The 16590-nt window shown below is 46.9% G+C and carries 16 protein-coding genes, 5 tRNA genes and 1 other annotated feature; of the genes, 3 read left to right on the top strand and 18 right to left on the bottom strand.

Translation table 11 applies throughout. From position 1 onward, the window contains the following. Window positions 1-9 precede the first annotated feature (9 nt). The 4 genes from SNR34_RS15160 to SNR34_RS15145 form a co-directional block, all read right to left on the bottom strand. Entirely contained in the window at window positions 10-396 is a 387-nt protein-coding gene (locus SNR34_RS15160; RefSeq protein WP_486182308.1) for a hypothetical protein, read from the bottom strand. Window positions 397-443: 47 nt separating this feature from the next. Continuing rightward, the gene (locus SNR34_RS15155) at window positions 444-968 is read right to left on the bottom strand and encodes a tubby C-terminal domain-like protein (protein WP_339278174.1); all 525 of its coding nucleotides are present in this window, start codon (window positions 966-968) and stop codon (window positions 444-446) included. 154 nt (window positions 969-1122) lie between these two features. After that, window positions 1123-1560, bottom strand: a complete 438-nt coding sequence (locus tag SNR34_RS15150; protein ID WP_236414011.1) for a ribonuclease domain-containing protein — start codon at window positions 1558-1560, stop codon at window positions 1123-1125. Between the two features lie 107 nt (window positions 1561-1667). Then, a complete protein-coding gene (locus SNR34_RS15145; protein ID WP_486182307.1) occupies window positions 1668-2561 on the bottom strand; it encodes a LysR substrate-binding domain-containing protein in 894 nt (297 codons plus the stop codon). A 148-nt stretch (window positions 2562-2709) separates the two neighbouring features. Between SNR34_RS15145 and SNR34_RS15140 the strand changes: the two genes are divergently transcribed. Then, on the top strand, window positions 2710-3765 hold the full coding sequence (locus SNR34_RS15140; protein WP_236414008.1) for a YeiH family protein: 1056 nt from the start codon (window positions 2710-2712) through the stop codon (window positions 3763-3765). Between the two features lie 60 nt (window positions 3766-3825). Here the strand turns inward: SNR34_RS15140 and SNR34_RS15135 are convergent, their stop codons facing one another. Beyond that, window positions 3826-3954, bottom strand: a complete 129-nt coding sequence (locus SNR34_RS15135; protein ID WP_236414007.1) for a DUF6254 family protein — start codon at window positions 3952-3954, stop codon at window positions 3826-3828. A gap of 103 nt (window positions 3955-4057) precedes the next feature. Then, window positions 4058-5044, bottom strand: coding sequence for a tryptophan--tRNA ligase (trpS, locus tag SNR34_RS15130; protein WP_486182306.1), 987 nt, complete (start codon window positions 5042-5044; stop codon window positions 4058-4060). A 68-nt stretch (window positions 5045-5112) separates the two neighbouring features. After that, window positions 5113-5364, bottom strand: a binding site (T-box leader). Between the two features lie 252 nt (window positions 5365-5616). On the opposite strand from trpS, the gene SNR34_RS15125 reads away from it, so the two are divergent. Next, window positions 5617-6567, top strand: a complete 951-nt coding sequence (locus SNR34_RS15125; RefSeq protein ID WP_486182305.1) for a DMT family transporter — start codon at window positions 5617-5619, stop codon at window positions 6565-6567. A gap of 238 nt (window positions 6568-6805) precedes the next feature. On the opposite strand, the gene SNR34_RS15120 is transcribed toward SNR34_RS15125, so the two are convergent. The 11 genes from SNR34_RS15120 to SNR34_RS15070 form a co-directional block, all read right to left on the bottom strand. Then, window positions 6806-7948 (bottom strand): DUF4309 domain-containing protein, encoded by a 1143-nt coding sequence (locus SNR34_RS15120; RefSeq protein ID WP_339278169.1) that lies wholly within the window; start codon window positions 7946-7948, stop codon window positions 6806-6808. A 221-nt stretch (window positions 7949-8169) separates the two neighbouring features. Then, window positions 8170-8250 (bottom strand) — tRNA-Leu (locus SNR34_RS15115). Between the two features lie 4 nt (window positions 8251-8254). After that, a tRNA-Thr gene (locus SNR34_RS15110) sits at window positions 8255-8330 on the bottom strand. A gap of 5 nt (window positions 8331-8335) precedes the next feature. Continuing rightward, a tRNA-Met gene (locus tag SNR34_RS15105) sits at window positions 8336-8412 on the bottom strand. A 141-nt stretch (window positions 8413-8553) separates the two neighbouring features. Continuing rightward, window positions 8554-8625: transfer RNA gene (locus tag SNR34_RS15100), tRNA-Glu, on the bottom strand. A 3-nt stretch (window positions 8626-8628) separates the two neighbouring features. Beyond that, window positions 8629-8704 (bottom strand) — tRNA-Asn (locus tag SNR34_RS15095). Window positions 8705-9138: 434 nt separating this feature from the next. Then, window positions 9139-9732, bottom strand: coding sequence for a YdeI/OmpD-associated family protein (locus SNR34_RS15090; RefSeq protein WP_236414002.1), 594 nt, complete (start codon window positions 9730-9732; stop codon window positions 9139-9141). 258 nt (window positions 9733-9990) lie between these two features. Beyond that, the gene (locus tag SNR34_RS15085; RefSeq protein ID WP_438286823.1) at window positions 9991-10866 is read right to left on the bottom strand and encodes a YitT family protein; all 876 of its coding nucleotides are present in this window, start codon (window positions 10864-10866) and stop codon (window positions 9991-9993) included. A gap of 146 nt (window positions 10867-11012) precedes the next feature. Continuing rightward, on the bottom strand, window positions 11013-12113 hold the full coding sequence (locus tag SNR34_RS15080; RefSeq protein ID WP_486182304.1) for a GerAB/ArcD/ProY family transporter: 1101 nt from the start codon (window positions 12111-12113) through the stop codon (window positions 11013-11015). 21 nt (window positions 12114-12134) lie between these two features. Further along, the gene (locus SNR34_RS15075) at window positions 12135-13349 is read right to left on the bottom strand and encodes a Ger(x)C family spore germination protein (protein WP_486182303.1); all 1215 of its coding nucleotides are present in this window, start codon (window positions 13347-13349) and stop codon (window positions 12135-12137) included. A gap of 14 nt (window positions 13350-13363) precedes the next feature. After that, entirely contained in the window at window positions 13364-14971 is a 1608-nt protein-coding gene (locus tag SNR34_RS15070; RefSeq protein WP_486182302.1) for a spore germination protein, read from the bottom strand. A gap of 189 nt (window positions 14972-15160) precedes the next feature. Between SNR34_RS15070 and SNR34_RS15065 the strand changes: the two genes are divergently transcribed. Further along, window positions 15161-15514, top strand: coding sequence for an AMP-dependent synthetase and ligase (locus SNR34_RS15065; protein WP_236413995.1), 354 nt, complete (start codon window positions 15161-15163; stop codon window positions 15512-15514). Window positions 15515-15654: 140 nt separating this feature from the next. Here SNR34_RS15065 and SNR34_RS15060 read toward each other — a convergent pair whose 3' ends face one another. Continuing rightward, complete coding sequence (locus tag SNR34_RS15060) at window positions 15655-16488, bottom strand: helix-turn-helix domain-containing protein (RefSeq protein ID WP_343260631.1); 834 nt, start codon at window positions 16486-16488, stop codon at window positions 15655-15657. Between the last annotated feature and the right edge of the window lie 102 nt (window positions 16489-16590).

Genomic DNA, 16590 nt, shown 5'->3' with positions numbered 1-16590 from the left:
AACTCGGCCCTACGTTATGCCGTTAGAAGAAGGGTCATTCAAAAGATCATCTATGGCTTGCACCGCGAGATCCAGCGATTTCAATCTTCGTTCCAGCAGCGTTCTTTGAGGGCTGCCTTCTTTCGACTTGGCATATGCGCGCTCTAGGGACGGAAACAAACCAGTAAGAATATGGCGAGCTTCCGTCAAATCTTCCCGGGCAAACGAATGCGTTCTCTGATCCCAATTGTGATTCAGGATCGCCAAGCCTATGTACAGCGCATGCAGCCGTTTCTTGATTAAGGTGGTATTTGCGCCTTTCTCCGTCATTTGCGCCAATGCATTTTCGCACTTGTTTATGGTCGATTGAAAAGATGTTATGGATTCCTGCTTTACTGCATCGGATACATGTTCCATGATCGTCCCCCCTCTTATCATATATTTTGCTTGTCATGCTGATGTCGTCAATCCCCGATATAGAAAATGCTTTGGAACAGTGCCACGAAAAATCCCGGCTCTTGTATGGGACAATCGGCTTCAATCTCCAACCTTACCTTAAACCATTCGCTTGGTTTCATTTGCCATTTTGCCAATACTTCGCCCGATTGCATGAACTTGGCCCAATCAAACAGATCTTTTTTTACCACATACTCTTGATCTCGATGGGTGACCTTAAACTCTGGAGCAACCTTTTGCCATGTGGTGTAGGTTACACGGAAAGTATCTTGAGTACGATTGTTTTTAACGAAGTATTCCGGTTTACCGATCCATGGCGTCTTTTTTGAGCATTGAAATATCGGTTGACCTTCTGAAGAATACACTTCAACACTCGCAGACCAATCGATATCAAAAATGACATTGCCCCACTTTACTAGAGCATTCGGATAAATTCGTCGAAAAGTACAGGATACATTTCCCTGTTCATCCTTTACCTCAATCCGTCGGGTCGAAGCTTTCAGCTTTGGTGGAGTATAATAAAACGTCTTCATCGATACCTCCCTTTCATGATAAATTTTATCACATCTCCTTTTGTTTATAATCCTTTTGTACGCAAAAAAAGCCGCTAGCAGCGGCCTCCTGGCTTTCATGGGTAAAAATCTGGTTTTTCCCTTCAGTTATGATTCTAGTGGTTGATCTTCACGTTTATTTTATTTGTTCAAACGTTTGGTAATGGTCGGTCGTTTTATAGATCAGTCCGTCATTAGAGTATAAAATCCGGTCGCTTCCCCGCGTGCCGCCTGAATAATTTATGTCAGCCTCGTACCAGGTCCGCCCTTTCTTTTTGGGCAGCAACCCTTCCCGGTTCTGAAATACGTCACCGCCAATGCTTTTGCCGGGAGCAACTTTGTCCAAATTACCCTCGCTTGGCTTCCATCCAAGCTCCCTGGCCTCTTTCTTGGTAATATAATAATCCGGAAGTTCATGATGTTCACTGATATACTCGGCAACTTCATCAAATTGCGTCTGCGCCGCCCCTGCTTGCGATGAACCGATATCGGGCAATGATTGAAGAGAACAGCCTGCGAACAATAATGTAGATAGAATAATAAGTAAGGTGGATATCCATTTTTTTAAAGCCACTGCGGTTTGCTCCTTTTACTTTCGTATGATTAGCAATCAATAACAATTCATTATACTTATGAAGCAAACTGGCGTCAAAAGGTTTAGAAGTCTTCAGGCCAATCTGATTATATAAAATGGTTGTCCAATGTAAGCAATCTTTCCGAAAACACTTCATTTGCTCTGGAAGGAACTTGACCCGTGCGGCGAACGAATGAAAAGTTCCGTTCGAGACGGATTCCTGGAATGGATATTTCCTTCAACAATCCGGCGGTGAGTTCCCTTTTTACGACCCAGCGAGACAGCATGGCCATGCCCAATCCGGAGAACACGGCTTCTTTGACGCCCTGACTGCTGTTAAAAACATATGAACGCTCAATCCTTAAACCCGTCTGAGCCAAGAAACGATCGCTGGCAGCCCTTGTTCCAGAACCGCTCTCGCGAAGAACCCATACCTGATCCTGTAATCGCTCTACGTCAACCACATCCGACAGCGTCAGTGGGTGTCCTTCAGCCGCCACGATAATCAACTCGTCCTTCATAAAAGGTGTCACCGCCAGATCATGGGCCTCGATATCCTCTTCGATCAAGCCCATATCCATATTGTTATCCCGAATAGCCTCAACAACTTGAGCGGAATTTCCGATAAACACCCCCATTTCGACTTCGGGGTATTGCTTCGCAAACGATGCAAACAGACGAGGCAGCACATATTCACCGATTGTAAAACTGGCTCCGATCTGTAACGTTCCGCTTACGTCATCATGCAATCGAGCAATATCCAATTTTACCGACTCGTACACATTCAGCATTTCCTTGGCACGAACATAGAGCAGCTCGCCCGCTTCGGTCAACTTTACCCACTTCGGTGAACGATGCAGCAGCTTTGCATTAAATTCCTTTTCCAGATTGCGAATGTGCAAACTGACGCCAGGCTGCGATAAATGCAATATTTCCGCGGCCCGAGAGAAATTGCGCTGCTCCACCACGGTTATGTATACTTTCAACGTTTCGACAATCATGGTTTCCCTCCAACTTAATATCCATATACATTTCGATCAATCATTATGTTTTGTTATGATAAGCATTTCAACCTCGTATTTCTCTTTGTAATCATAACTCATTATAGTTATACATGAAAATGAACAACTAAAAATGGATGTGATAACAATGATTCAACCCTCTGCCTTGCAACAAGTAAAAACGAATAAATGGGGGTTTACGCTGGGGATTGGTCTTACTTTGAGTCTTGCGCTTGCCGCCAAATATGCAGCCGGCTTTCCTTTTCTTAGCATTATGGGACAACTCGTGCTTGCCATCCTGTTCGGCATGCTCTGGAGAATGGTTATGGGAGTACCGCAACGTATCGCAAACGGAATTTCATTTTCAGCAAAAAAACTGCTGCGTTACGGAATCATCTTGCTTGGCATGCGGCTGAATATGCGGGATATTGTTCACGCCGGACCGAAGGTCGCCCTGATCTCCATCCTGAATATAACGATAACGATATGTGCCGTGTACGGCATTGCAAAACTGTTCAAAGTAGAGAAACGATTGGGACTGTTAACGGCATGCGGAACAGCCATTTGCGGAGCCGCGGCGGTGGTTGCCATTTCCCCGCAAATGAAAGCCAAAGACGAAGAAACAGCTATCGCTGCTGCCGCCGTTGCGATTCTGGGCACTATTTTTACACTCGGCTATACGCTGCTATATCCTATGCTCCATTTATCCCCTTCGGGGTACGGCATTTTCGCCGGAGCTACTTTACATGAAATCGCACATGTCATCGCAGCCGCCGAACCTGTTGGCAAAGAGGCTGTCGATCTGGCCGTCATCGTTAAACTAACCCGTGTAGCGATGCTGGTGCCCGTTGCGCTCCTGATCGGATTTTGGACTCATCGCAAGGAAGGCTGCAAACATGCAGAAACGGGCGTTCCGGATAAGAAAGGTTGGAAATCTATTCCCATCCCTTGGTTCATTTTTGGTTTCCTTGCGATGAGTGCGGTGAATACATTGCAGATCATCCCTGCAGCGGCAGCAAACCAGATCGTTTTCGCGGCTTATTTGCTCATTGCGATGGCGATGGCTGGCCTGGGACTCAATGTAGATACAGGTACATTTCGACGAATGGGTTTAAACGCTTTGGCCGCCGGTTTTATCGGTTCGGTGCTGCTTGCATTTATGGGATATATATTGGTGAACATGTTAGGCCTAGGTCGATCCTGAGCCATTTGGCAAGCTTCTAAAATGCAAAAGACTGCCGGTAAAATACCGACAGCCTTCCACCTATAACGTAGTATGCTTCTCGTCATATTCGCTTGATAATTCTTTGAGCGATTTGATTTTGCCATGAGGATGCTGTTCTTGCTTTCGTGACTTCCAAGCAGCTTCCTGCCTTCTTTTCTGGCGTGCCATAAAAGGAGACCTCCTCTGGAAAATAGAAGTATACCACTTTTTTATGTTGCCATTCGTAGGCTGCTTTTATTCATGTTTCAAAAGCACGAATCCAGGCTTTCATTTAAAATGTGACCAACCCCATCGCCTGTTTGGCGCGTTTTAGGGTGTCATATGCTTTCTCGGATGCTTTTTGCGCACCTCGCTTCAGAATATCGTCCAACTCCCGGGAATCTACGATTTCCTTGAATTTTTCCTGAATGGGTACTAATTTGTCAACCACGACCTCTGCCAAATCCTTTTTGAATGTACCATAACCCTCACCGGCGTATCTCTTCTCGATGATTTCCACGGGTTCGTTGGCAAACACCGAATAGATTTCGATCAGATTGCTGACGGCAGGCTTGGTGTCCCAGTCACAGCGTACGCTGCCCTCCGAATCGGTGACGGCGCGGGCAAATTTCTTCCGGATCGTGTCAGGAGGATCGAGCATCAACACATAACTGCTGAGGTTCGGATTGCTCTTGCTCATTTTCTTGGTGGGATCATCTAATCCCATGATTCGACTGCCAATGTCCTGGATCAGCGGTTCAGGTACAACGAACGTCTCCCCGAAACGATGATTGAAGCGTTCGGCCAGATTGCGCGTTAATTCCAGATGCTGTTTCTGGTCTTCGCCGACAGGTACATGGGTCGCTTGATAGAGCAGGATATCGGCTGCCATAAGGACCGGATACGTGAACAAGGCCGAGCTTACCGATTCTTTCCCGTTCGATTTGTCTTTGAACTGGGTCATTCTGCCCAATTCGCCAAAGCTTGCTTGGGTTTCAAGCAACCAGGCAAGCTCCGTGTGAGCGGGCACCTGCGATTGCAGGAAAATGGCGGATTTCGTCGGGTCAATGCCGGCCGCAATATAGAACGCCGCGATTTCTCTGGTCCGCCGTGCCAATTGTTGCGGATCCTGCGGCACAGTGATGGCATGCAAATCAGGAACGAAGAAAAAACACTCAAAATCATGTTGATACTGGACGAATTGACTGAGTGCCCCGCCATAACCTCCAATATTCAAGTCGCCGCTAGGCTTAATGCCTGACAAAATTTGTTTGTTCATTGTTATTCCTCCTCTTTTACGCGTCCTTCATCCCGAGGCTTCCAAAACAAAAAAAACACTTCATCCCGTAAAGGGACGAAGTGTTTGGCTCCGCGTTACCACCCGAATTCGGCCAAAGGCCGCACTCTAACCTGTCAAAACGACTAACAGGGCTCCCTGGAATAACGGTGGGATGCCGTCAACGCCTACTGTTCGCAGTACGAAGTTCGGATTGAAGCGAATGGACCCATTCATTGCGCTGCCTCGTGCCGGACCTCTCACCAATCGCCGGCTCGCTTGGACGAATTCGCACAACTACTCTTTCCATTCATCGCCTAAATATCATTGTTGGTTAATTGTTAAAGATTTTACATGAACAAACGAAGGAATGTCAACCTTTAAATGTTGATGGCCAGGCCATCGCCCCGTTGAACGTTTCCTGGTGGATGAACCGGAACCTCAAACTCTGCCTATGTCGGACAAAGAACGTGATTTTATCATTTTTGATTACAAGCGGCGGCCATTTGTGATATGGTCAGAAGGATGTGTTATTCGAACATATACATATACAATGTGCGAGGAGAAGATTGAACGTGCACGGAGAATCGGCAATCGAAAAAAAACACCCATTTAGCAAACCTTTATTTGTAACCGTAGTTGCCAGCCTATGCTGCCTGCTGTGGGGAAGTGCTTTCCCGTCCATTAAACTAGGGTATATCGCTTTTGAGATCGCCCCGGAAGACATTGCGTCCAAATTCGTTTTTGCCGGGTATCGGTTCATATTGGCAGGGCTGCTGCTCCTGATTCTATTTCGTGTCTTTCGAAAACGGAAATTCGAATTGTCCGGGCGTCAATGGACAAGCCTCGCCATGCTTGGCGTATTGCAAACAGGCTTGCAATATATGTTTTTCTATATAGGCGTTTCAAATACGACCGGTGTCAAAGGATCGATCATGAATGCAACGGCGACCTTTTTCAGCGTTGTTCTGGCCCATTTCCTATATCAAAACGATAAGCTCAGCAAAAATAAAGTCTTCGGTTGTTTACTCGGATTTATCGGCGTAATCATCGTCAATTTTCACTCAGACCTGCTGACGTTCTCCGTCTCATTTACAGGGGAAGGGTTCATTATTATCGCTGCACTCATTTTTTCCATTACGGCCATTTATGCCAAACATTTGACAGGCTCCATTGATGTGTTGATTGTAACGGGGTTCAGCCTGTTCGTCGGCGGATTGGCGCTTGCCCTGCTAGGTTTTTTGCTTGGGGGCAGCGTGACGCACTTTACGCCGGGGTCTACTGGCAACCTGCTGTATTTGGTTGTGCTGTCCTCAGCTGCGTTTGGTTTGTGGAATTTGCTTCTGAAATACAACAAGGTGGGCAGAATCTCCGTCTTTAACTTTCTTATTCCTGTTTTCGGCGCATTGTTATCGGCGTTATTTCTGGGGGAAACCATTTTCGAACTGAAAAACCTGATTGCCCTGCTGTTCGTGTCGGTCGGAATTTATATGGTCAATCGTGTACAACGCGTAACCTCAACTTAGAATTGCGCCCGCCCAAAAATGACCCACCAAAAAAAGCCGCTATATAAACCGCATGAATCAATCACACAAGGCATTGCGAGTGCAGTACCATCTTCAGATCGCTGTTATCCCCGGATTTTTTTGATTCCCCTTTCTAAGGGAAAATCCGGGGATAAGCCTATGCTTCCGATGCAGTTTTCTTTCAGAAAACTTTTAGGCGAACGCTTTGCTTCTCCAGATTGGTTTGTCTACACTGAAACTAATAAATATTCGTGAAATCAATCAGATCATGTTCTTCTTCATAATTGAAAACGATCGTATGCTTCCCTACGTTGTATACCATCTCATAGCCTCCAGCGGCTTCATTGTAATATTCAGACGAAGGTTTTCCCATCCATTGCTTGACATTCAGCGGGGAGAGGTATCGTTTTTCGTTGTTCAACTCGAACATGGCAATGCGGGATTTATTGTTAAGCTCATGCATATAACCATCCAAACCCAGGCCGAATTGGGTGTAATAGTAGATTGCTCCCCACTCCCCATTTGATTTGGACTTCGGTTTGCCCAGCTTTTTTTGAGCGGATTGGATGGACATTCCAAGCTTGATATCGGTGCGGCCAGGCAATACGCCTTTTACGGCCGCATCCTTAAGGCTTTTCAAATAAGCACGATCTCCAGTGCCTGAATTCGGCCAAGCTTTCGTACGGGTATTCCGTGTATCTTCCAGTCGCAGCTCCAATTTGCTTGCATTTAATTTGAACGTATCCACGCCGTAAACGAATTGCAGGTTGTTATAATTTTTGAACTGCACTCTGGCCCCAGACAGAGTACGTATACCATCGCCTCGGATGGCCGAATAGCGATCACCGATTTTTTTGCCATTGTTGTCTACGAAGTTCACGCGGCGCAGTTCGCCTGAGCGAACAATATACGTTTTTACTTCATTGAAGTTGGACGTTCCCCAATCTGAAATGATCAGCATATCGGGAGTTCCGGACTCTTTGCTTTTCACCACGAAATTCCAGGTTTGCGGTAAAATGATTGTACTCAAATCCAGTTTGGCTGCTTGAACGACTCCGTACTTTGCTCCCTTTTTCAACAGTGCTGCGCGATATGTACCTGAATAACTAGCATCGCCCTTCTTATTGTTGGTCCAATTGTTCGGTTCGGTCAATGTGCTCTTCTGCTCATCGTCAGCGAAGATATACACCGTATAAGGGGTCTGATTGGCGTCGCGGACCGTGAACGACAGGCGACTCATGCTCTTGAGCTGTTCTGCAGAAATTTGCTCTCCTTTTGCAGCTGCTTTAACTGGATGCAGCAACAATGCGCTGAAAACAAAACATACCAGGGTCAGTATTACCAGGTAAGCCGTTCTGGCATTGTACTTGGGGTGAATCATCTCCAACTCTCCTTTACTAATTTATTTTCAATCTAAAGCTATGACATTATATCACCGAAGGTATGGTACGAACAGTAGATCGTTTCCAATATTTATTGGAGTCATAAATGCAGGGGTACGATCATTCGGAACAGGAACATGTTGCTTAAAGTTGACGTAGACTTTCCGTAAAAGAGAAAAACCCTTGGGATTGCTCCCAAGGGTTTAACAAACGATAAATATGCGCGTGGAGGGACTTGAACCCCCACGTCAAAGACGCTAGATCCTAAGTCTAGTGCGTCTGCCAATTCCGCCACACGCGCATCATGGTGCCGGCGAGAGGACTTGAACCCCCAACCTACTGATTACAAGTCAGTTGCTCTACCAATTGAGCTACACCGGCAAATATGGTAGCGGCGAAGGGGATCGAACCCCCGACCTCACGGGTATGAACCGTACGCTCTAGCCAGCTGAGCTACACCGCCATATTAGTGAATCATAAAGTATTGAGATGACCCGTAGGGGATACTCTCACTTCGTTCGAGACTGCGAAGCCTGCACTTGCGAAGCTGATCCTCCGACGAACCTTTGGGGTTCTCACCCCGTATGCTGCAATAAAATTGCGATGACCCGTAGGGGATTCGAACCCCTGTTACCTCCGTGAAAGGGAGGTGTCTTAACCCCTTGACCAACGGGCCTTATGGCTCCCCGAACAGGACTCGAACCTGTGACAACTCGATTAACAGTCGAGTGCTCTACCAACTGAGCTATCAGGGAAAATTAAAAAATATTCATCTCACATCAATCAACAACTGTCTTCTATGTATGATGCAGAGTTTGCTTACCGGAGTCCTATCAATTTTGCTCCCGGAATTAGAATATATCATAGACATCATCTCTTGTAAAGATAAAATTCAAAATATTTCTGTTACTCGTTTTTACATCTACCTAAGGCAAAGAAAAAAAGTCGCTATATAAACCGCAAAAAACATACTCACGTTAACGGAGAGGCAGAACCAATCTGGAGAAGCGAAGTGTTCGCATTTATCACCGGATTTTCCCCTTAGAAAGGGGAATCAAAAAAATCTGGGGATAACAGCGATCGGAAGATGGTCTGCACTCGCAGTGGCCTTGTGTGATTGACTCGTGCGGTTTATATACATTAGCGACCTTTTGAAAGAATCCAACCATCTTGTCCAGATCACAGATTGTTACTTGTCATTCATCCCTTTGCCATTCAAGATATGCACCATATATTTTTCAATTCTGGCTTCGCGGGTTTTGGACTGCTTGGGTGAAGAAAAATGCAGGAGATATGCCCTTTGCCGCCCCGGCGTCAGAGCCTCGAATGCTGCCTTCAAGTCGGGAATTTCCACGAATTTGTTTTCCAATTCTTCGGGTACGGCATACTCTTCCTTCTTTTTGAACTCCACCTGCAAACCGGACTTCTCAGCCTCGATCGCTTCGGCAATATATGCCTTCAAGATCAGCTGCATGTCTTCGATCTTCTCCGCCTCGGTAAATCGGATCTGGCGCGCGGACTGTACGTTTTCCGTTTGCTGTACCAAAATCCCGTGCGGGTCCTTCAGCAATGCTCCTTTGTGGAATAAAAGGGCGCAATAATTTTTGAAGCCATGAATCAACACGATGTTTTTGCCTTCAAACGTGTAGCACGGGTGCATCCATTTGAACTCCTCGGTCAAACCGCAGTCCAGAATGATTTCCCTCAGCAGATTGAACTCTTCCTTCCACTGTTTGAGTTTATTGAAGTATGGATCGATCTTTGTATTTCGTTCGCCTTGCATGATTGATAGCAACCCCTTTCAATTATAAATTGTTTCAATGACGATCCGGCTTTAATCGATTGATTATAAACCGTTTTCAATTTTATCGGTACCATTTGGCGTGAAATTGATTATAGACCACCGGAGGGCACTCTTTCAATCCTGAATGTATCGTGCCTGGAGTCGGCAGCGTAATCCTTGCCGTGGAGGAACAAAAAAGCCGCTAAAATAGCGGCTGTTCAAATATGATGTTCACTTTTCCAACAACGGCGCAGGCCATTAATGGATGTCTTTCTTTTTGAAATTGCCGCCCTTCACTTCTGCTACATCGTATACGACAACAAAAGCACCGGGATCAATCTCGTGGATGATCTCTTTGATTTTGCTCTCTTCCATCCGGTTGATGACGCAAGTGATTTCTTTGAACTGTTCATTGGTGTAGCCGCCGTAAGCATCGGTGTATGTTGCTCCCCGTCCTAACCGGTCACGGATGGTCTCCACCATGATTTCGGGTTGGTTCGTAATGATTTTGAACGTTTTGGAGCCGCTCAAACCTTCTTCAACGATATGTATGACTTTGGAAGCAATGAAATAAGCAAGTCCGGAGAGAATGGCTCCCTGAAGACCGAATACGCTCGAAACGACAATAAAGACAAACATGTTCAAAAACAAAATCAGATCACTGGTTCCGAAAGGCAGTTTGCGCGAAAGCAATACGGCCAGCATGTCGATTCCGTCCAACGCTCCGCCATTACGCAGTGCAAGACCCATACCGAAACCGATGATAATCCCGCCGACCACGGTGATCAACAGCGTATCACCTTCAATAATGGTTGGAACATGGTGCATTAAACTGGTGCCGACGGCCAGAGAGGCAATGCCGATCACCGAATATATGGCAAAGCTTTTGCCGATTTGTTTGTATCCGAGCCAAACGAAAGGAATGTTAATGATGCCGATTAACAGCCCCAGCGGCAGCCCGAACAGCTTGGAACCAACGATGCTGAGACCCGTCACCCCTCCGTCGGATACATTGTTGGGTATCAATACGGCTTCCAGGCCGTATGCGGTAATAAAAGCCCCGATCATAATCAGCAATACTTTGGAAACGATTCTTACTTTGTTCGATTTCTGCACTCTGCCTTTGCTTTGAATCACTCAATTTCCCCCTTGGACAATGATGAATAAAATTAGTCTATAATAATTTTCACTATTTTGGCAAACCATTCGACTCTTTTCGATATTGCGCTGCAACCGTCCGGGGACGGGCCAGCGAATCATTTTTTTATTTCATTGATGGATCATGAGACGCTGCGTTTTTTTCTCCTTTTCAAGACCACAATGATATAAAGCAGTACCGGAAAGACGATTTGAAAGACGGGAGAAATATAATTTACCGTAAACCCGCGCCCCACCTCGATGTGTTGAGTATACGTGGGCGACAAGAAAGACACGCCGTACAGAGCCAGTCCAACCGGCAGAACCCAGCGCCTGTAAGTCACGCGTGTTATTCGTTCAAGCCCGATGACCGCACCGTGGAAAAACGCCGCCAGCTTGATACCCAGCCCTAAAAAAAGAAGCAGCGTAAACAAGGCGTCCATGCGCTCAAACACCTCGCTTATGTCAATCAGCTGGACGGTCTGCAGAAGCGGAAGCGTGCTGAATGCTGCAATTTGCGGACCCATGACGAAAATGACAAGCTGATTGATAAACGTTAACGCAAGAGCGGTTATGGTATAGGCGATGATGACCACCTTGTTCAAGTTTCCGCCTTGACGCACATAGGGGTAAAAAACCAGGAACAACACAACTTGCCCAAAAGGAAAAGAAACGATTTCCGGAAATGCGGCGCTGAAGATGCTTCCCCATCCCTGGTCCAGAACCGGCAAGCTAAGCTCCAAGTGGAACAGACCCGTAGCAGGTATTAGAATGCTGATCAACACATAACCCAGCAGCATGGCGGGGAACAAGATCATGCACATAAGAAACAACACGCGATATCCGTATCGCACGGTGTTGGACACCACCACGATCGTGATTATGCTGATGAGCCACATGGGCGTTTTGTTTAGCAGCGTCAACTCGGTGACCTCGCTAAGATCGCGCAAATTCCGGGATGCTTCGTAAGCGAAATAGCCGATGAACAACACGTTTAAACACGTTCCCCACCCTTTCCCCATGTAGCGCCGAAACAGCATAAACAAATCCAAATCAGGCGCTTCGCGGTGGATTCCCAGGTACAGAAGCAATAGCAGCAAGCCGGCAAAGGCCCCGGCCAGCATGGCCATCCATGCATCCTGCTTGGCTTCTCCGCCGATAAGAAACAAGGTGGTGCTCCCTACTTCAAACAGGGAAAGGCATACCGCCAGTTCGGATACCCGCAGCGTCTTGGCCAAAGCCATGTTGTACATCCCCTTTTGGTTTTAGTGCTCCTCTTGCTCTTTCGATTTGAGCAACTTGCTGAACGAATCCTGCAGAAGTCCGACCCGTTTGAGGCTGACTCCTACGTCCACCTCTACGTCCATTTGAGCCAACTCTTGGGGCCAGTTTTCCTGAATCGCTTTCCAGTCCTTCGGATGTCTTTGATGAATTTTGTTTGCGAGGCCCAGCAAATCGACGCGAAGCCGCTGATTCGCGGTCCACCCCTGTACAACCTGTGCTTTAATGACTTGTTCGGCTTGTCGCTGCAAGATGCGAATATCGCTGGCGCTTGTGATCTCCTTTTGGGAGGTGCTCTCGCTTAATTCGGCGTTGACCTTTACATCGACATGAACAATATAATGTAAACCGGACTTCAGGGGTTTCACGTTAACAACTGCTTTTCGGACAAGAAAAGAGTTGATCTCTCCGTTATCACCCGAAAACGTCAGGTTGGCGATTTTGATCCGATTCGTCAGCCAAGAGATGCCCAAGCTTTCGCTCTCGCTTAGTTCTCCGATTTTTTTGTCTTTGGAGAATACGCTTAATCCCGCTAATCTCAATTTGACTGGCGGAGAAGTTTGTTTGAAGATATCGGTGGATTCCAATTCGCTGCGCTCTTTTCCCTTAACCGTTATTGTAGGTATTCCGACTGCCCCGCTGTCCGAGGTCATTTTCAGTGCGATTTCGTGAAGAGTCATCACGGGGTAAAAAGAGCCCATTTCCGTATTTCGATTCAGAATTCCCGATAACGCCCGACCAGGTTGTTTCTCTGGAGGAACTTGAAATTTTAAATACTCTTTGGCTTGCCCGTCCGCAACGAGCACTTTAACCGATTCCCGCGCATCTATACTGCGATAGTACTCATCCATGACTTCCGCAATGCCGTGACGTGCAGCTTCTTCACCGATCAGAAGGACATGGGTATGGGCAAAATATAATTTTTTGGAATTTTCCAAGCTGCTTTTGGAGACGGCTTCGTTTATGGTTTTGCCTTCCGATGTGAAGGTATTTACGGATGTTTGGGACCCCCCTGATGAAGATTTCCCTGCACTCGCGGGGGGAACGATCGTTTGATAGGTCACCAGCCATTTTCCGTTCTGCCTGTCAATCCCTGTTGCCGTCGTAATGCCCAAATCGTTCATTTCCGTGAGATTGCCGCACCCGGCCACAACCATGGACAAAGCCAGCATCAGGACGCTGAACCAGCGTTTAATCATAGCTTTTTGCTCCTTTATTCGTCCGTTTCGGAATCAGGGATACTGTTTATGGCATTGTTTGATCCCGAAGGAAATTGATGAGCCGCTTGCCTTGTTTTGTTTGCGCCTGCCTTTTCATCCGGCCTTGTTTTCATGGCCCACCAAGGAACCCGCAGCAATTGGTCTTTCATATTGGACTTGTAGAACGGACTGTATGGCATTAAATAATCAATGCCGAATGACCTCAGCGAAACCAAATGAGCCAACAAAGGCACGGCCCCGGCCAATATTCCGAATATGCCCAGCGTGCCCGCCAGCAGCATGAACGGGAACCGCAGCAAACGAACGGCTGTCGCCATGCTGAAGTATGGAATGACAAAATTGGCGATCGCGGTAAAAGACACGACGATCACCATGGCTCCCGAAACTAATCCTGCTTCGACCGCAGCCTGTCCGATCACTAATGCGCCAACGATGGATATTGCCGGTCCGATGGCCCGAGGCATTCGAACTCCCGCTTCGCGAATGACTTCAAACGTAATTTCCATGAGCAGTGCTTCGAGCAAAGCTGGAAATGGAACACCTTCCCGTTGGGCTGCAAGGGTGACCAATAAGGTCGTAGGTATCATTTCTTGCTGAAAGGTCGTTAATGCGATGAACGTGGACGGCAGCAAAAGCGAAATGAAGAAACACAATATACGGATGACTCTGAGAAATGTAGAAATATCATACCGCTGGTAGTAATCCTCGGTCGTTTGAAAGAAATTAAAAAAGCTTACGGGAGCAACGAGCGCAAACGGGGTTCCATCCACGAGAATGGCGATTTGACCATCTAAAAGACTGCCTGCGACCGTATCCGGCCGCTCTGTGTTAAGCATCGTCGGGAAAGGCGTCAAGGGCGCATCCTGAATAAATTCTTCAATATATCCACTCTCAAGAATGCTGTCGGTGCAAATGGCATTAAGCCTCCTTGTCGCTTCTTCCACGACTTCAGGCTTCGCGATGTTTTGAATATAAACCAGCGCAACCGACGTTTGAGAAACCGAACCGATATGGTGCATTTGAAACTTCAGATCCGCTGTCCGGAGTTTTCTCCGGATCAGGGTCATATTGGTGCTCAATTCTTCCGTGAAACCTTCTTTCGGACCCCTGACCACCGTCTGCGAGGTAGGCTCTTCCACCGACCTCCTTGCTCCTCCGCTCACGGGAACGGACAACACATGCTGTACGCCGTCCATACAAATAATGACATGGCCAGTTAGCATGGCCTCATAAACCTTGGAATACGTATGCAAATTTTGAATTTTTCCAGAAGGTAGAAGTCTCCTAACCGATGCATCGATAGATTGTTCTTCGGCCGAGGAAATGGAGTCGACCATTCGAAGAACGGAATCCATCATTTCAATGATCAAGGCGGGGTCTGTCAATCCTTCAAGGTAACAGATCGCCAAAACGGAATCATCCGGAGATGATGCGGAAAATTCCCGAACAACCAAATCGGGACTTTGATCAAACGCCTTTTGAATCGCCTCCACTTTATCTCGAAACGATATTCCCATGCTCTCGGAAGGATGATTTTGTACTGCCTGTGGAGCATTCTCTTTAGGCTTTGCAAATGCCTTTTTCATCCAACGGGTCAGCACAATTCCACCTCCTTTATTTTCCGGTTAATATGTCTACCTATTTCTGAAAATATGCATAACGGCCTGGAATGACAGAGTGTTTTCCACCTTCAAGATCTGTGCCCCCGCCCCCCAACTTTTACTGAATATTTTCCAATTGCCTATTCCATACTACAGTTGTTATTCAAATGACCATTGGAGGGATTCGACATGAACCAATTTTCACAGTCTCAGCAAATTACTCAGCTTGCACAACAGCTCACGCAGCAAACGCAGCAAGCATCCATGCAGTATCAACAGCTTTTGAGACAAGAGCAAAGCAACGCGCAGCAGCTTGAACAACTCGCTCAGCGCGAACAGCAGGCGGCACATATCATTCAAACCGCGCTGCAAGGCCATCAAACAGCGATCCAACAGCTGCAACAAATCGCTAACCTTGCACAACAACTGGCCAATACGACTTCTCAACATGTCAATTCATTTGAGCAGCCGTATAATACCAACCACGGCATCGGAATGCCTTCCCAGTCATTCGGGAGCTTCCCGAACCAGCAGCGACAATAAGTTTGCCAAAGAGCCTCGCCTACAAGGTTCTTTTTTGATGCCCATGAATACGAAACAGCAAAAAGGCTAACCGATGAGTCGGGAAACTCATTGGTTAGCCTTTTTTATGCAAAGCTTGATATAACCATCACTTGAGAATGTTATTCTTTGCTTCGATAATGCAACGGGGCATTGCCCGTGACCGACCGGAACACCCTTCCGAAGTGTGTAACGCTCCCGAAGCCAACCTTCCTTGCGATCAGGTTCACTTTCATGGACGTAGTCTCAAGCAGCTTTTTTGCTTCTTTGATCCGCACGCTGTTCACGTATTCGACAAACGCAAACCCCGTCGCTTCTTTGAAGGATCGGCTTAAATAATAAGGACTGATATAGAACCTGTCTGCCAGCAAGTGAAGCGATAGTTCTTCCATGTAATGCTCGTTAATATGGCGGACAATCTCCGACACTCGTTCGTGCATGGGGCTCGGTGAGGCCATCGGCTCCGCATCGTGCTGCATGAAATGCCTGCAGCATGTAACGAGGAGCTGCTGCGCAAGCGTCTGGGCAAACAACTCAAAGCCCTTTCTGCGTTCCTGCATTTCCTGGATCATCGCACCGACAAGCGTTTCAATGGGTTGCCTGCTGCGCAAGGAATGTTTCAAGACCAGATAATCCCGTTCGAGTAAAGGCCGAAACACGTCCTGATGGGAACCGTCCGGCGAGAAAAGCCGTTCATGCATATTGATGATGAGCCGTTCATGCTTCGGCCGTTCCGCATTGGTGGTACGGTGCAAAATGTTGGGCGCGATCACAACGAGATCGCCTTCGTTAATCGTAATCGTCCGATCTTGAATAAAAAACGCCCGATGGCCGGACATCAAATAATAAATTTCGTAGGTGCTGTGAAAATGGCTTTCCGGCATATGGTGGCTTAACGCTTTGCGGTGGGATACCAGGAAAGTGCCAGCATTGTTCTCAAAATAAAGATTCCCCAACCTCTATCTCCCTCCCATCCCTATAGTTCATTATACCGCAAGAAATAAGAAGAAATGGAGTTTTTCCGCAAAACATGTACATATTCCGATGCTAAAATGAGA

The organism is Paenibacillus sp. XP01 (assembly GCF_057364885.1).
Note: the sequence above shows the minus strand (reverse complement) of the source record. Positions and strands in the feature narration are given on the sequence as shown.

Bases quoted from the DNA above. Each gene is read 5' to 3' on its own strand.
- SNR34_RS15155 (WP_339278174.1), bottom strand. From the start codon at position 968: ATGAAGACGTTTTATTATACTCCACCAAAGCTGAAAGCTTCGACCCGA.
- SNR34_RS15120 (WP_339278169.1), bottom strand. From the start codon at position 7,948: ATGATTCACCCCAAGTACAATGCCAGAACGGCTTACCTGGTAATACTG.
- SNR34_RS15135 (WP_236414007.1), bottom strand. From the start codon at position 3,954: ATGGCACGCCAGAAAAGAAGGCAGGAAGCTGCTTGGAAGTCACGAAAG.
- SNR34_RS15140 (WP_236414008.1), top strand. From the start codon at position 2,710: ATGATTCAACCCTCTGCCTTGCAACAAGTAAAAACGAATAAATGGGGG.
- SNR34_RS15065 (WP_236413995.1), top strand. From the start codon at position 15,161: ATGAACCAATTTTCACAGTCTCAGCAAATTACTCAGCTTGCACAACAG.
- SNR34_RS15160 (WP_486182308.1), bottom strand. From the start codon at position 396: ATGGAACATGTATCCGATGCAGTAAAGCAGGAATCCATAACATCTTTT.
- SNR34_RS15090 (WP_236414002.1), bottom strand. From the start codon at position 9,732: ATGCAAGGCGAACGAAATACAAAGATCGATCCATACTTCAATAAACTC.
- SNR34_RS15080 (WP_486182304.1), bottom strand. From the start codon at position 12,113: ATGGCTTTGGCCAAGACGCTGCGGGTATCCGAACTGGCGGTATGCCTT.
- trpS (WP_486182306.1), bottom strand. From the start codon at position 5,044: ATGAACAAACAAATTTTGTCAGGCATTAAGCCTAGCGGCGACTTGAAT.
- SNR34_RS15075 (WP_486182303.1), bottom strand. From the start codon at position 13,349: ATGATTAAACGCTGGTTCAGCGTCCTGATGCTGGCTTTGTCCATGGTT.
- SNR34_RS15145 (WP_486182307.1), bottom strand. From the start codon at position 2,561: ATGATTGTCGAAACGTTGAAAGTATACATAACCGTGGTGGAGCAGCGC.